Annotated in this window: 15 protein-coding genes; 5 read left to right on the top strand and 10 right to left on the bottom strand. The window is 41.2% G+C overall.

Annotated elements, in window-relative coordinates; all coding sequences use genetic code 11:
• Positions 1-27: 27 nt before the first annotated feature.
• The 3 genes from KFV02_RS11470 (at position 28) to trpS (ending at position 1,977) form a co-directional block, all read left to right on the top strand.
• Positions 28-141, top strand: a complete 114-nt coding sequence (locus KFV02_RS11470) for a dual CXXC motif small (seleno)protein (RefSeq protein WP_353617277.1) — start codon at positions 28-30, stop codon at positions 139-141.
• 109 nt (positions 142-250) lie between these two features.
• Positions 251-892: a site-2 protease family protein gene (locus KFV02_RS00230; protein ID WP_252379523.1), complete on the top strand. Its 642-nt coding sequence runs from the start codon at positions 251-253 to the stop codon at positions 890-892.
• Between the two features lie 95 nt (positions 893-987).
• Positions 988-1,977: a tryptophan--tRNA ligase gene (gene trpS, locus KFV02_RS00225; protein WP_252379522.1), complete on the top strand. Its 990-nt coding sequence runs from the start codon at positions 988-990 to the stop codon at positions 1,975-1,977.
• Positions 1,978-2,048: 71 nt separating this feature from the next.
• Here trpS and KFV02_RS00220 read toward each other — a convergent pair whose 3' ends face one another.
• From KFV02_RS00220 to KFV02_RS00190, 7 genes are all read right to left on the bottom strand, one after another.
• Complete coding sequence (locus KFV02_RS00220; RefSeq protein ID WP_252379521.1) at positions 2,049-2,306, bottom strand: hypothetical protein; 258 nt, start codon at positions 2,304-2,306, stop codon at positions 2,049-2,051.
• Positions 2,307-2,397: 91 nt separating this feature from the next.
• Positions 2,398-3,069, bottom strand: a complete 672-nt coding sequence (locus tag KFV02_RS00215; protein ID WP_252379520.1) for a M48 family metallopeptidase — start codon at positions 3,067-3,069, stop codon at positions 2,398-2,400.
• 82 nt (positions 3,070-3,151) lie between these two features.
• Complete coding sequence (locus KFV02_RS00210) at positions 3,152-5,560, bottom strand: DNA internalization-related competence protein ComEC/Rec2 (protein ID WP_252379519.1); 2,409 nt, start codon at positions 5,558-5,560, stop codon at positions 3,152-3,154.
• A 285-nt stretch (positions 5,561-5,845) separates the two neighbouring features.
• Positions 5,846-8,008, bottom strand: coding sequence for a DNA translocase FtsK (locus KFV02_RS00205; RefSeq protein WP_252379518.1), 2,163 nt, complete (start codon positions 8,006-8,008; stop codon positions 5,846-5,848).
• A gap of 80 nt (positions 8,009-8,088) precedes the next feature.
• Positions 8,089-8,649, bottom strand: a complete 561-nt coding sequence (gene efp, locus KFV02_RS00200; RefSeq protein ID WP_252379517.1) for an elongation factor P — start codon at positions 8,647-8,649, stop codon at positions 8,089-8,091.
• 134 nt (positions 8,650-8,783) lie between these two features.
• On the bottom strand, positions 8,784-9,239 hold the full coding sequence (locus KFV02_RS00195; RefSeq protein WP_252379516.1) for a type II 3-dehydroquinate dehydratase: 456 nt from the start codon (positions 9,237-9,239) through the stop codon (positions 8,784-8,786).
• A 29-nt stretch (positions 9,240-9,268) separates the two neighbouring features.
• On the bottom strand, positions 9,269-10,087 hold the full coding sequence (locus KFV02_RS00190) for a hypothetical protein (RefSeq protein WP_252379515.1): 819 nt from the start codon (positions 10,085-10,087) through the stop codon (positions 9,269-9,271).
• Positions 10,088-10,294: 207 nt separating this feature from the next.
• On the opposite strand from KFV02_RS00190, the gene yihA reads away from it, so the two are divergent.
• Complete coding sequence (gene yihA, locus KFV02_RS00185) at positions 10,295-10,882, top strand: ribosome biogenesis GTP-binding protein YihA/YsxC (protein WP_252379514.1); 588 nt, start codon at positions 10,295-10,297, stop codon at positions 10,880-10,882.
• Between the two features lie 71 nt (positions 10,883-10,953).
• Here yihA and KFV02_RS00180 read toward each other — a convergent pair whose 3' ends face one another.
• The 3 genes from KFV02_RS00180 to KFV02_RS00170 form a co-directional block, all read right to left on the bottom strand.
• On the bottom strand, positions 10,954-12,021 hold the full coding sequence (locus tag KFV02_RS00180) for an LptF/LptG family permease (protein ID WP_252379513.1): 1,068 nt from the start codon (positions 12,019-12,021) through the stop codon (positions 10,954-10,956).
• Positions 12,022-12,255: 234 nt separating this feature from the next.
• Positions 12,256-13,401, bottom strand: a complete 1,146-nt coding sequence (gene lptF / locus KFV02_RS00175; RefSeq protein ID WP_252379512.1) for an LPS export ABC transporter permease LptF — start codon at positions 13,399-13,401, stop codon at positions 12,256-12,258.
• A gap of 5 nt (positions 13,402-13,406) precedes the next feature.
• Positions 13,407-13,589 (bottom strand): hypothetical protein, encoded by a 183-nt coding sequence (locus tag KFV02_RS00170; protein WP_252379511.1) that lies wholly within the window; start codon positions 13,587-13,589, stop codon positions 13,407-13,409.
• Positions 13,590-13,779: 190 nt separating this feature from the next.
• Between KFV02_RS00170 and KFV02_RS00165 the strand changes: the two genes are divergently transcribed.
• The gene (locus tag KFV02_RS00165) at positions 13,780-14,577 is read left to right on the top strand and encodes an amino acid ABC transporter substrate-binding protein (protein WP_252379510.1); all 798 of its coding nucleotides are present in this window, start codon (positions 13,780-13,782) and stop codon (positions 14,575-14,577) included.
• Positions 14,578-14,585: the final 8 nt, after the last annotated feature.

The raw sequence follows: 14,585 nt of genomic DNA, 5'->3' as shown, positions 1-14,585 counted from the left end.
CTAATCGTCCACCATACCTGACAGGAAATAATTCTCTATTGCAGGTCATGCAATAAAAAATTTTCCCTCCAGGAGTACAGTGATGAACTGGATGATTTTTTTGAAGAATATCTGGCCAATATCCCCTGCAACAGGATTTAGTCTTTTGGTATCCAAAGTTGCCTCAGCTTGAACAAGGATGGACGCATAAAAATTAAAAGTCAACAAATTTTCTTGCCCAAATCAAAGGATGATGATAGCTCCGTAAATCATGTTTGATATATCTATTATAATTAAAGAATTAGCGATTTTCTCTGTCCCATTGCTTTTGGGGATAACGTGCCATGAAGTGGCTCATGGGTACGTGGCTTATCTACTAGGTGACCCTACAGCTAAAAATGCCGGAAGGCTCACTCTCAATCCCTTAAAGCATCTGGACCCCATTGGGACACTAGTTTTGATTTTGACCAGAAGAATCGGTTGGGCCAAGCCAGTGCCTATAAATCCTGCTTACTTCAAAAATCTTCGACGGGATATTCTTTTAGTCTCCCTGGCCGGACCGGCGGCCAACCTTGTTTTAGCCCTAATATTTTTTCTTTTATTCAAACTGGTCAACTTTCTGTCCCCATTCTTTTCTACACAGCTTAATCAAGTTGTATTTGCTCCCATGGGATTTATTTTCAGCGCTGGTACTCTGGTAAATGTTATCCTGGCCGTCTTTAATCTTATTCCTATTCCTCCGTTAGATGGAAGTAAAATTATAGCTTCATTTCTTCCCTCATCCTTTGCAGATAAATATATGAGTTTGGAAAAATTTGGTTTTCTCATTTTAATTATCCTGGTTTTCACAGGTGTTTTCCAAAAAATGTTCAGTGTAATCGTCACCTTCGTTTACAACCTGATTTTTTCATAAAGTTTGATTCTTTGAGTTATGAGCTGTGATCGGTTGAAACAGCCTATTCAACCATTTACTTCTGAGCCACTCAAACAAGGTAAGGACAAAGTACTATGGAAAAGAAAAGAATAGTTTCAGGAATGCGACCCACAGGGCCTTTACACCTGGGACATTATTTTGGGGTGCTCAAAAATTGGGTCAAGTTGCAAGAAGAGTTTCATTGTTACTTTTTCGTAGCCGACTGGCATGCCCTGACCAGCGAATATGCTGATCCGAAAAAAATTAAAGGATTTGTCCCGGAATTAATCAAAGACTGGTTTGCTTCCGGACTCGATCCTGATAAATGTACCATATTTCTTCAGTCTCAAGTCAAAGAGCATGCCGAGCTGCACCTGATCCTCTCCATGATCACTCCCCTGGGCTGGCTTGAGAGAAACCCCACTTATAAAGAAGTAAAACAAGAATTGATTAGTAAGGATCTAAATACCTATGGGTTCTTAGGTTATCCTGTTCTCATGGCCGCAGACATACTCATGTACAGACCACATTTTGTCCCTGTCGGTCAAGATCAGCTACCACACCTGGAGTTAACAAGGGAAATTGCCCGCAGGTTCAATTTTCTCTACGGTGACTTTTTCCCCGAACCCCAGGCCAAATTGACCGAAGCTGCCAAACTGCCAGGACTAGACGGTCGCAAGATGAGTAAAAGTTATGGGAATTCTATCTATTTAAGTGAAGATATGGACTCTATCACCAAAAAAGTCATGTCCATGCTTACAGACACCAACCGCAAGCGCAAAAAAGATCCCGGCGATCCTAATGTATGCAACCTCTATCCTTACCACCGATTAATGACACCGGAAGATACACGTGCGGAAATCAAGGAAAATTGCTCCAAAGCCTTGTGGGGTTGTGTCGACTGTAAAAAGGTTCTTTTAAAATATCTGCATGAGTTTCTGGAACCCATTCAAAAACGCAGACAGGAACTGGATAAAAACCCGGAAATGGTCACTGAAATTTTAGACAAGGGCTATGCCCAGGCTAAAATGGCCGCTCAGGAAAATATAGGCCTTATTCGAGAAAAATTAAACCTCAATTATTAACCCGCTCATCTTTTTTCTTAACAGCAATTTCACCCGCTCTGAAAATTAAGCTCCGTATCAATGGACAGGCTCTAAACGGACGGTTTAGAGCCTGTCCTGGGGATGTATCTGATAGTTATTCTGTTTTTAAACTCTCGCCCGCTCCCGCTGGTCGCTTGAGCCACAGAGGCACGGAGAAGGTATTTTCCCGGTCCCGACTCGGGCCTGGGACAAATATTCATCCCTTCGCTTCGCTCAGGGAAATATAAATTTTTTATTTGAACTAGCCCATAAGGTCTAAGGATTTTACCTGCCAGGAACTCGTTGGCAGAAAAAAGATTTCTCTGCACCTCTGGTGTCGTGGCAAACGGGCAAGATATAATAAAAAAGCCATCTGAACAATCTCTGTACCTAAATTTGTATGCTCAAAAGTCAAAACAGTCACAACCTCAAAAGATAAGAATTTTTCTTTAGCCAGTCTTTATATTTCTCATAACCTGGCATGATAACTTTTACTTTATCCCAAAATTTCTTTGAATGATTTCTCTCCTCCAAATGAACCAACTCATGCACCACTACATAATCAATAACAGGAAGCGGAGCCATGACCAACCGCCATGAAAAATTTAAATTCCCTATAGAACTACATGACCCCCACCTTTGTTGAGCATTGGTGATGTTTACTTTATTATATTTGAACCCTTGCTTTGGAGCATACCATTCAACTCGTTCACTGATTTTCTGATATGCTTGCTGTTTATACCAGTCGATAAATACCTTTCTGGCAACTGGCAGGTACTTTCCGGACAGAAAAAATCCGCTTTTGAACACGAGCGGAGGATAGGGTTCATCAACTATCGTTAATTTATAAGATCGCCCCAGATAGAAGAATTCCTCCCCGTCGACAAATTCTTTGGGAGTGAACTTAAGATTCCTGGCCTGAATTTCTTTTTTCTTCTTCTCAATCCATTTTTTATGCTTTTCTACTACCTTTTGGAGTACCTCTCCCCCTACTCTATAAGGAGCCCTCACTATCAGAGTTGCATCCTCTGTTACTTGCAGGGCAATGGTTTTTCGTCGGCTACGGATTATTTTTGTGATGTGGATAGACATCAATTCCTCTTTTTTGTTATATCCAGCATTGTAGGGGCACGATGCATCGTGCCCCTACGGTCTTTACCAATCAACCATTTAACTATTTAGCCAAACGCAACCAGGAGACTTGCGCCGGTTTATTCCAGCCTGACCATGAAATCTGGATTTCACCATGCGTTGCCGTATTCAAAACGCGGCAACCCATTCTTTTTAAATAGTTGACCACCTTTTTATGCGGCAGGTGAAACCTATTCAAAAAACCAGCCGAAACCAGGACAATCTCAGGATTGACCCGCCTGTAAAATTCCGCTGAAAAACTGGCTCGGCTGCCATGATGAGGCCAAATCAGCACCTCTGACCGTAATGCGTCATTATAGCGTAACAGGTGCTTAATGCCTTTCCGCTCAATATCTCCCGGAATCAAGGCCAACCTCCTATTTTTCCAGGTTAGAAGCAAAACCAAAGAACGATTATTGTTTTTGGAGTCAACAAAACCTTCAGTCGGATGCAAGATATGTAATTTTATATCACGGCCCAAATCCCAGACATCACCACGGGCTGTCACCCTAACCTTTTCTCCTCCAAGGTCTAAAGCCCTAGTCAAAAGCTCTTTATCCTGCCCTCCAGGCCATACGCCGTTAAAAATAAACTCACCCACCTTTAAATTGCTAAGCGGATAATAAAGGCCACGCAAATGATCTGCATCCGAATGGGTCAGAAATACCTTGTCGATCTGCGGCCATGCTTTCCAGGTTATGGCCGGAGAAGTGATATATTTTCCCAGATCAAACCTGAGACTCCACGATCCTCCCCCATCAATCAAAACACGCTTACCCCCGGGCAATTCACACAGTATGCTCTGTCCCTGGCCCACATCCAGCAACCTCAACTTTACCCCGTTAAAATTATTAAAGGTCACAGGGGAAAAATTGATGGTGAAAATTAAAGCCAGCCCCAGGTAAAGATTCATCCTGCGCTGCCAAAGCTTAGTCCAGTAAATAAAAGCCAGAAAAACAAACCAGTAGGTGAGCATATGCTCCCATCCAGGCCTGAAAGTAACTATTGGATGGAGTAAATCGTGAGCATCAAGAAAATCCAAGACAACAATCAGCCCTTTTAAAACAAGGCCCATTAAATAAAATAAATATGGTCCCAAGTTTTCCAGCAAGGGAAAGAATAAAAATAAAACTCCAACAAACCCCAAAGGCAAAACTAAAAAGCCTAAGACAGGCAACCAGAGCAAATTCAGATAAATATGCGGGGTAAGATAACCAAAGGCCCAAGTTTGCGCTGGGAGCAAGGTTAGATTGGCTATCAAGGTTACTGCGGTTAACATTAGAAAATATTTAACTATTTTCATCCTGCCTGTAGATAGAGAAGGTCTCTCAAAAATAGTTTTTAAATAAGGATATGTCAGGCCAAGGCCTAGGACAGCTAAAAAAGAAAGCTGCAAGCTTAGATCGAATATGGATAGTGGGTCTACAAGGAGGATAACCAACAAGGCGTAAAAAAGGCCATCAATAATGAAGCGGCTTCTATTCTTTAGGTATAGAAAGGCCCAACAAAAAAACATTATGGAGGCTCGCACGAGCGAGACCGGAGCCTGACCAAGCCAAAGATAGATGATGACCAGAGGTATAGATAAAATTATACTTAGCTTTGGCCGAGGAATATAAAGATAAATATTGGGACAGACAAAACCTGCCGCATAACTCAAAACCCAACCCAAAAAAACAACCAGACCAAGATGCAAACCAGAAAGGGCAAGGGTATGTCCCAAGGAACTTAACCGAATTTTATCTACAAATTCGCTGTTTAAAAAATACCTGTCATTCATGAGCAGGGCCAGGCCAAGCCCTTTAATCCGGGGCTCATCTACAAAATATTTGTCCAGAACCTGGATAACTTTCTGCCGCAAGTTAAGACGTAGATGAACCAGAAAATTCCGTGGGTAAGGGTCCATGGTTAACTGCCTGCCCCGAGCATAGGCACGAAAAAACACTTTTTGCCTATGCCAGTAAAACTCGCTATCCCAGCCCCCCTCATTAACTGTCCCGTGCACGGGTTTAATTCTTAATTTGCCTTTAATGTGCTGCTCGGGCCAAGGTATGGCCGGGGGATTCTCCCAGGTCAAGAGCAGATACCCGGGCAAAGTCCAGGTCCTGCCTTTATCCTCAATCTGAACATTTTCAATAAACAATTTTAGTTTATGATCAGGAGCAGTTCTTATCTTCTCAATTTTTCCGTGAAAATCGACCTTGTGCGCATGTGAAACAGGCCGGGGAACTTTTGAAGGAGATAGATGGGGAGTAAAAATAGACCCGATACCGAGTCCTGAGAGAAAAAATAATATTAAAAGAAAGCTGTTAAATAACTTTCTGGGGGCTAAAAAGATAAATGCGAGGCAAAAAGTACTCAGGCCGGGAACAAAAAATTTATAAGACCATAGTCCCAGAACAAGGGCCAGAAGGCATCTTTGCCAGAATAAAAGTGGTGTTTCCTGTTTCACACATCTTGTTTAAGATTTAGGGTTTGAGCTAAAACAGATTAAAAGGCAAAAATTTTAAGAAGGTTGTAAAGAGATAAAAACCAGTTAATCCTTTTAGCCTTTTTGAGTCTGTGGCCAAACCCCATTTTGACCACCAGATTAAAGATTCTGGTTTCTTGAATGCCTTGCAAAGGGCTGGGTCCAGGCATTTGCACCAGCATGAAAGAAATCAGGCTTGGAAAAAATTATGAAAAATTGTCTACTTAAGTAAGGGTTTGGCCACAGACTCTTTTACCTCTTTACCTTCTACCCCTTTCTTAAGACCCGCCTTGGCTTGCTGCCCTCTGCCGGCCCCAAAATCCCATCGCGCTCCATCTGTTCAACAAACAAGGCCGCTTTGTTATAACCAATACGGAATCTGCGCTGGATCATGGAAATAGAAGCTTTGCCTTGTTCAAGGACAAATTCAACTGCCTGAGCATATTTGGGGTCATCGATAATTGGATCATCCCCGTTTCCAGGGCCTGAACTTTTTTCTTTCTGTGATTTCCACTCGGAAAAATCCAGTTCAAAGCTGGGAGTTGATCTGGATTTCCAAAATTCAACTACATCCGATATCTCCTGGTCACCAACATACGCACCGTGTATGCGCATTAGCTGACCTCCGCTGGCTTTAAAAAGCATGTCGCCCTGGCCCAGGAGATACTCTGCTCCTATCGCATCCAGAATAGTCCGGGAATCGTGTTTGGAACTAACCTGAAAAGCTATCCTGGAAGGAAAGTTAGCTTTAATAATGCCTGTAACCACATCCACGGAAGGTCTTTGAGTAGCTAAAATAAGATGAACGCCAGCAGCTCTGGCCAACTGGGCCAGACGAACAATACTTACTTCTACCTCTTTGGCTGCGGTAAGCATCAGATCAGCCAGTTCATCAATAATTACTACCAGGTACGGTATTGGTTTAAGATCCTTGAATTGCTCGGGCAGATCTTGCCCAAATGAAGCCAGCTTCTGGTTATATCCTTCGATATTACGCACTCCTAAAGTAGCCATGGCCTCATAACGCCTCTCCATTTCATATACAGCCCAGTCCAGAGCGGTTTTGGCCAAACTCATGTCTGTGACCACAGGGTGCACCAGGTGAGGCAGATCATTATACACTGATAGCTCTATCCGTTTAGGATCAACCAACAATAATTGGACTTCGTCAGGAGCATATTTAAATAGCAGGCTTAAAATCAGGCTGTTCAGGCAAACGCTTTTTCCAGCCCCGGTTGCACCGGCAACTAAAAGGTGGGGCATCTTGGCCAGATCCGCAACCCTGGGCTGTCCCTGAATATCCTTACCAAGAGCCAGAGGGAGCTTGGCTCTGCCCTGGGTATAAACCTTTGACTCAATGATTTCGCGTAAAAAAACAGTTTGACGATGAACATTGGGGATTTCTATTCCCACAGTATCTCTACCCGGCAAAGGAGCAACAATACGGACCGATGATGCCTTAAGGGCCAGAGCCAAATCGTCATTTAGGCTGGCAATTCTACTTATTTTTATCCCGGGAGCCGGTTTAAACTCGAGCATGGTAATCACGGGCCCGGGTTGAACTTTTTGCACCTCTCCCTGGATAGAGAAGTCAGCTAAGCAGGACTGAACCTTCTCTGCGAGTTCTTTCAGATAAGACTCATCAACCTTGATTTCTTGCTCCTCAGGTAAACTGAGCAGATCAACAGGAGGCAAGTAGTGACCTTTAAAATCTTTTGATTTAGATGAAGATTTTTTGCTTGAATAGACTTTTTTTTGCTTAACCTTTGCTCTAGTCTCTTTTTCTTTCACTTCCACCGCAGAGGAGTCATTTTGTTCTTTATCCACTTTACGTTTTCGAAAAACCGATTTGATTTTCTTTTTTCTAGGCCGTCTTTCTTTAATCTTGGTCCAAAAATCTGCGCACTTAAAAAGCAATTTTTGGCCCACAGCTTCCCAAGAAAAGGCAAAAATCAACTGAAAACTGAGTAAAGAGGTAAAAAGGGTGACCAGGATTGTTCCCCATAAACGCAGATATTTATAGGTTAAATTAAATATTGTTTTTCCTAGAAATCCACCCCCAGAAACTTTTAAAAAACTAACCTGCTTAAACCAGGGAAACTCCAGCCAGGTCAGAAGAGAAAGATAGAGTAAAATTATTCCCAGCCAGTTCCACCACTTAAGCTTGGGCCTTGACCTGAACAAGATAAGAGCCAGATATAAAAAAAGAAAAATCCATAAAAAGGCGCCCAAACCAAAAAGGTCCACAAAGAGGCCGGCCAGATAAGCTCCGATCAGGCCAGCCTGGTTATGGACCTCTGCCCCAGGACCAGGAAAGCTGTTAAACCCTGGATCACTGGGCCAAAAAGTAAACAGACTGATACTTAAAAGGAGGGTAAGAAACAGAAAAAAAAAGGCCAGGATTTCTCGGAATAATTTGTTACCGTTCAATTTATATCTCGTAAAATGTTCAATGTTTTCTGCTTCTCTTCTTATCCTCTTATTTTCTTGTCTTCCAATCTTCTTTCAACCTAGCTCTCTCTTCCAAGATATTCTTTAGTTCGTGTGTCTACCTTTATTTTATCACCAGTATTTATAAAAAGTGGCACATTGACCACAAGACCTGTCTCAAGGGTAGCCGGCTTAGTCGCTCCTGACACTGTATCGCCTTTTAATCCTGGTTCGGTCTCTGTTACCTCCAAGATAACCGCTGCCGGCAAATCCATATCAATGGGTTGACCATTATAAACCAGGACTCTTACTTCCTGACCATCCTTTAAAAATCCACCTTTCTCCTTTAAGGTTTCATCAGGAACATTTATTTGCTCATAGGTAGTAAGATCCATAAACACATAACCAGAACCATCATGATAAAGATACTGCATTTCTCTGGTTTCCAAATCTGGCTTGCCTACTTTTTCTCCGGAGCGAAATGTCTGGTCAACTACTCCCCCGGTAAGCAAATTTTTAAGCTTGGTACGAACAAACGCACCACCTTTACCGGGTTTGACGTGGAGAAAATCAACAATTTCATAAGGGGTACCATCAATTTCAATTTTTAATCCTCGACGAAAATCTGTTGTGGAAAGCATCTAACCTCCCTTATAGCCTTGGAATCACGCTCGGGCGAGATTACAAGACGTTTTCAGTTTTAAATCTTATTTCAACAAATTGGACCAAATACCTCATCGAGAAAATTGCAAATTCTGTTTTTTTACACAACCATCTATTTTTTTTGTAAATGATCCAACAAAGCCTCAATGGCAAGAACATAGCTCATAAGTCCAAAACCAGCAATAACCCCAAGACTGTTCTGGGCGAGTAAACTCTGATGTCTAAAACTCTCGCGAGCCAGAATATTACTTAAATGCACCTCCACGTAAGGAATTTTGATCCAGGCCAGACAATCAGCAATGGCCAGGCTGGTATGTGTATAGGCCCCGGCATTGACCACCAACCCGTCCACCTTATCTTTCCATGCCTGTTCCAGGCGGTCAATAATCTGTCCTTCGCCATTAGCCTGAAATATGCTTAACTCAACCAACTGTTTAAAGTCCGGGTGTTTTTCCTCAAGCATCGCTTCCAATGAAGACATGCCTTGAGACCCATAGATCTCAGGTTGTCTTTGCCCCAGGTAACCAAGATTTGGGCCGTTGACGATCAAAAATTTAAATTCGGGCATAACCTCTCCTTATAGTATACGATTTCAAGCTACTTACTCTCAAGTGGCAGAGGTTCCTCTTCAATGAACTTAGGCTCAACCACAACCTCATTAGTATCACTTTTTATCTGTTTTTTTGTCTGAGGTTCAGGTTTAGCCCAAGCCTTGACCGTAACTAAAAATATCAAATCCCCCGGTAAAACTTCTTGAGTTGTCTCCAAGATTTTCCCCTGGGCCAAAGTTCCACTATGTTTATCATCTATTTTGGCTCTGGCCACAGGCCCCAAGGCCTGAATCAGTTTGCCCGTCCCAATAATGCTGACCAAATGGTTATTCTCTTCTTCAACCCTCTTACCAATTAAAAAATAGGCCGGGGTTTTTAAAGGATAATAGTCAAACAAAACCACCAAAACTCTGTCCGAACTTCCGGCAATATATCTATCTTCTTCTATTTTCTTGATCTGACCGCCCAATTTCCAGTCAGGAATAAAAGAAAGCTCAAAGCTAAAGTTTTGGACTAAATCGTTTGTTACAGGCAGCTTGGAAGGAGAAACCTGTCCTATTTTCTGAAAAAAATGAATATCCTCCGGAGGGGGCACCTGTCCGATTGACCCTTTGACCAGGATATGTTTTTGTATAAGCTTACGCATAAGCAATTCGATGCCTTTGTGAGTGGCTTTATCCCAAAAAGCAGTTTTCACATCCTCGTAAGTGGCAATTTCCTGCTCTGTAAGAGTGACTTCGAAATTAACCTTCTCAATTATAGGATTAGATCCAAGGTTTGGATCAAAAAAATTACCAACAGGCTTGACCTGAATACAGGAAATAAGAAAAAAAAGACATGTTGATACACATAAATACCTAAACATGGCCCTCTCCGTTTAAAAATTAAAGGTTTAAATTATAGCGCAAAGTATCGCTGCAAACCAAAAAACAGAAAGTACATTTTTCTGGGCGGGTCCACTCGCTTACACTTTACACTTTGTATTTACACATATAAACTCAAACCTCAATCATCTCAAGAAAGCAAGAGACATTTTTTTTACAATAACTTACAACACTTAAAACTCAAAACAATGCACAGTCAACTTAGTCTCATAAAAACCATTTATACTCTTGATCAGCTTGAAGTCATGCCTAAGCCCCAAATTGCCCTGGCTGGAAGGTCTAACGTGGGCAAATCATCCTTAATCAATTGCCTCGCTGGCAGAAAAGGATTGGCCAAAACCAGCTCCACCCCGGGGAAAACGCGCAGTTTAAATTTTTATCTGGTCCAACCCGAAGAGTTCTATCTAGTAGATTTACCTGGATATGGTTACGCTCGCTGCTCAAAAAAAGAGCGAGAAAAATGGGCCAGATTAATTGAGCAATACTTCAAAAATAATGAGTGGCTTAAGGCTGTTGTAATTATTATTGATGCCAGGCTTAGTCCACAAGCCATGGACATGGAACTTGCCTCTTATGTTCAAAATATAGGCTTTAAACTTATCCCTGTTTTAACCAAGGCTGATAAGTGCAAACAAAAACAAAAAAACAGCATCCAGAAAACCTGGCAGGAATTACTTGGCCTGGCAGATCCTCCTTTACTCTTTTCCAGCAAAACCGGGCAAGGCAAAAACAAATTGTGGCAAACCTTAAAATCTACTGCCCTGCAACGCTTATAGGATTCTCTGAACCCAAAACAAATTCTGCTAAAGCAGACAGAACTCTCTCCGTTCAATCCTAAACTCAGGCCTCACTTTCGCCAAACAATCTTTAAAGACCCAAGAAAAATAAAAAGGATATTACCCAACCAAGCACCTGCGAATGGGGGTAATATCCCCTTTTGAGCAAGGCTTATTCCCAGAACAAATAGCGCATAGTAAAAAAAAGTTATGACGAGTCCTGAAAGAATTAACAAATAAATATTTTTGATAAATGTGGACAGGGCCAAAGCTAAAATGGTCATGACCAAAATAGAAAAGGCATACGACCATTTACTGTAGAGTGTTGTCTGCAAAACTTCAACATTGGAACCACTTTGTTTAAGCTTGTTTATCAAGGCCTTCAATTCCCACAAGGATAGGGATTCGGGTGGCAGACCTGTACTGGTAGCCAAAAAGGCTTTCATATCCGCTTTAATAGCAAGTTGTAATCGCTCTTTTTTTGCTCTGGTAAATGTTTCCGGTTTTATTAACTCTACATCCTCCAGCACCCATTGTCCGTTTTGAACAGTGAAGGTCTTGGCCTTGATTATTGATTTTATTTTATTCGCTTCAAGATCCACTTCATATATTTTAACGTGCTCACCTCTTCCTTGAGCTGGCCAGGATTTGCCCGCATGAATAAAATAGGCTCCATCTTTAAACCATAAATCATTTAGACTTCTTTTGGCTATCTGTTTTTTACGTACCTGTTCTTTCCATATTAGACTTGTAGATCTAAGACCTTTGACCCCCACTCCTTCAGCAAAAAAAAGTTGAAAAAAGCACACAATCAAAGCGTAGGCGAGAAAAAAAACTAATAGTTCTTTCAAAGAAATAGAACATGCTTCCAGGGCCAGGATCTCTCTATTTCGATGCATAAGAGCCAGTTGTAGTAGCAAGGCTAACAAAAACACAGCTGGCAGAATCTGAGAAATAATCAGTGGAAGTTTTAAAATATAGTATTTTAAAACAACACCGAAGCCTACCTTGGCATCAATAAAATCATCAATCCTATCCAGGACATCAATTAAAAGATAAATAGAAATACCGGAAAATAAAATAACAAAGTTATAATAAATATTTTGGCGAAAAAGGTATTTATGTAAAGTCTTAACCATAGAAATGCCTATGTAAAAAGTCCGGTTTACTTTTTGAAGCCTAAATTGAGCGATTTTTTTGCAGCTTAAACTTTGAGATTGCTTCGTTCCGCAAAGCTTAAGGTCGCAATGACAGGGGCAGGATTGTCATTGCGAAGGCAGTGAGGCTGCTCGTGGCAATCTCGCCCTTTGGGTGAAAATCGCTGGTTCAAAATCTAATCATCCACTCTTCTAATTTTACTGCAAGACAATACTCTATATTTTAAGCTTTATACAAAAACGAAATTTTTGCAAAAGTGCCATCTCCCGCCCCTTGCAACAAAGATAATATCCAAGGATAGCAAAAAAGGTAAAAATGAAATTGGGAATCCAGAGACAGATCTGGGCAGGAAGTTTTCCTGTCTCCCCTAAACTAAAAGCAATGGAAAACATAGCATAATAAACCAGAAAAAAAACCAAAGCCAGTACAACCCCATATTGACGCCCAACTCCTTCCAGAGACATACCAAGTGGCAGGGCAAACAGACCTAAAACAAGGCAGGCTAATGGTAAGACAAATCTCTTATGCATTTCCATTATAATTCTTCGATAATCCTTTTTTTTATGGGCAAATTTTTTCCGGGCCTGTTTTAGTTCTTGCCAAGACATCTCCCCAGGCCTTTTATCATCAAGCTTAAAGCCCCCCAAAATCTTAGACAGATTAAGACGGAGATTATATTTGGAAAAACTAATTACTGAAAAATCCTCTCTGGTTTGCTGGTAGATTTGTCCGTTGTATAGAGTAAAATACATTTCTCCTTTTTGAGAGTCAGTAACCAAGCTTCCTTCTGGGGCCAAGATATTGACAACAGCCTCTTTTTTAGTGGCATCTTCTACAAAAACATTTGTTAGTTTTCCCTGCCTAGGATCAACCTTTTGGGCAAAAAAAGTGAGCCCGGGGAAATCCCTGTTAAAAACCCCGGGCTTTAGAACAAGCTGAGTTTTGGTTCTAATAATCTCCATGGTTACCTGGCGGAACTTATCCATTCCAGTTGGCAGGGCATAAAACGAGACAAAGGCCGTTAAACCGGCACAAAAAACCGAAAAGCATAACGGAGACAATATAAACTCTTTTATTGAAAGGCCTGCACTCTGGAGGGCAATAAGTTCTCTGTCTGTGGCCATGCGTAAATAACAGAGAAAAATGCTCAACATGCAGGAAATGGGAATAAGTAAAATCAAAAAAGCCGGGCTCAAGAAAATAAATATTTTTAGCAAATCAAAGATCGTTACGCTCTGACCAATAAAAAGATCTTTGAGCTGTAAAATCCTGCCTATGAGCAGAAGAGACAAAATGGAAAAGATACAGATACAAAAGATAACAAAAATTTCTTTTGTATTTTCTCTTATCAAGATTTTCATAAGATTTATCTACTTTTGTTCTCTTTTTTATAAAAATCATACAGAAACTGCTCGTCTTTTGGCCCCAAATTAAAATGCATACCCACCTCTCTCAACAACTGTTCTATGTCTTTTCCTTCTTTTAGGCCACTGTCTATCCATTTAATGGCTCGCTCTACTTTCTTCTTATCCGGAATAATTGTAGTCATATCTCCCTCTTTAGATTAAAGTGTAAAGTTTAAATATAGTCAACGTTCCTTTTACTCTTCTTACTCTTCCCCGCTCTCGTTCAAAAAAATGTTACACCATCCATTTCACACTTGCAACTTAAGCTGGGTTGGACTAAAAAACTTCTTTTGTTTAGTTTTCTAACATTAAAGCATGTAACTTTAGGAGGTTATGTTCGTGAAAAGTCTCTTTAAATTCTTGGCCATGATCTTGATTTTGGGCATGGCTAGTTCAGCTTTTGCTGAAGACAATTCATGGCAACGGGTCAAAACCAAAGGAAAGTTGGTAATCGGTTTAGATGATGCGTTTCCCCCTATGGGATTTCGCAAAGATGATGGCACGCTGACTGGTTTCGACATTGATGCGGCAGAGGAACTTGGGCGTAGGCTGGGCATCAAAATTGTGTGGCAGCCCACTGCCTGGGACGGAGTTATTCACTCCCTGTACGCCAAAAAGTTTGACTGCATCTGGAATGGAATGACAATCACAACCGAGCGGGCCAAAAAAGTTAACTTCACTAAACCATATATTATGGACGGTCAGGTTGTTGTAGTCCGTATCAATGAAGATAAAATCAAAACTTTTAAAGATCTAAAAGGGAAAACCATCGGGGTACAAAAAGGCTCTTCCGCCCTTGAAGCTGTTAAAAAGCTACCAGTAAAGCCAGGCTTAGTTAAAGAATATGAGAACAACCCCAAAGCCTTCTTGGATCTGGAGGCTGGCAGACTTGATGCCATGGTTGTCGATAACGTTTCAGGACGCTATTATATTTCAGTTCGGCCCGGAAAGTATAAAATCTTGCCCGGATTCATCACTAAAGAACCATTTGGGGTAGCTTTTCGTAAAGAAGATAAAAAATTATTGGAGGTTATCCAAAAAGGTATCGACTTGATGGTTGCTGATGGAACTTTGGGTGAAATTTCTAAAAAATGGTTTGGTGAAGATATCACCGATCCAAATAAATGGTAATGGATTAT

The organism is Desulfovulcanus ferrireducens, assembly GCF_018704065.1.
In the GTDB taxonomy this organism is placed as follows: Bacteria; Desulfobacterota; Desulfovibrionia; order Desulfovibrionales; family Desulfonatronovibrionaceae; genus Desulfovulcanus; species Desulfovulcanus ferrireducens.
This window is presented reverse-complemented; position numbering and strand designations above follow the sequence as displayed.

What these genes read in the sequence shown, in the direction of transcription:
- KFV02_RS00230 (WP_252379523.1), top strand. Translation starts at nt 251, where the DNA reads ATGTTTGATATATCTATTATAATTAAAGAATTAGCGATTTTCTCTGTC.
- trpS (WP_252379522.1), top strand. Translation starts at nt 988, where the DNA reads ATGGAAAAGAAAAGAATAGTTTCAGGAATGCGACCCACAGGGCCTTTA.
- KFV02_RS00215 (WP_252379520.1), bottom strand. Translation starts at nt 3,069, where the DNA reads ATGTCTATCCACATCACAAAAATAATCCGTAGCCGACGAAAAACCATT.
- efp (WP_252379517.1), bottom strand. Translation starts at nt 8,649, where the DNA reads ATGCTTTCCACAACAGATTTTCGTCGAGGATTAAAAATTGAAATTGAT.
- KFV02_RS00195 (WP_252379516.1), bottom strand. Translation starts at nt 9,239, where the DNA reads ATGCCCGAATTTAAATTTTTGATCGTCAACGGCCCAAATCTTGGTTAC.
- KFV02_RS00190 (WP_252379515.1), bottom strand. Translation starts at nt 10,087, where the DNA reads ATGTTTAGGTATTTATGTGTATCAACATGTCTTTTTTTTCTTATTTCC.
- yihA (WP_252379514.1), top strand. Translation starts at nt 10,295, where the DNA reads ATGCACAGTCAACTTAGTCTCATAAAAACCATTTATACTCTTGATCAG.
- KFV02_RS00180 (WP_252379513.1), bottom strand. Translation starts at nt 12,021, where the DNA reads ATGGTTAAGACTTTACATAAATACCTTTTTCGCCAAAATATTTATTAT.
- lptF (WP_252379512.1), bottom strand. Translation starts at nt 13,401, where the DNA reads ATGAAAATCTTGATAAGAGAAAATACAAAAGAAATTTTTGTTATCTTT.
- KFV02_RS00170 (WP_252379511.1), bottom strand. Translation starts at nt 13,589, where the DNA reads ATGACTACAATTATTCCGGATAAGAAGAAAGTAGAGCGAGCCATTAAA.
- KFV02_RS00165 (WP_252379510.1), top strand. Translation starts at nt 13,780, where the DNA reads ATGTTCGTGAAAAGTCTCTTTAAATTCTTGGCCATGATCTTGATTTTG.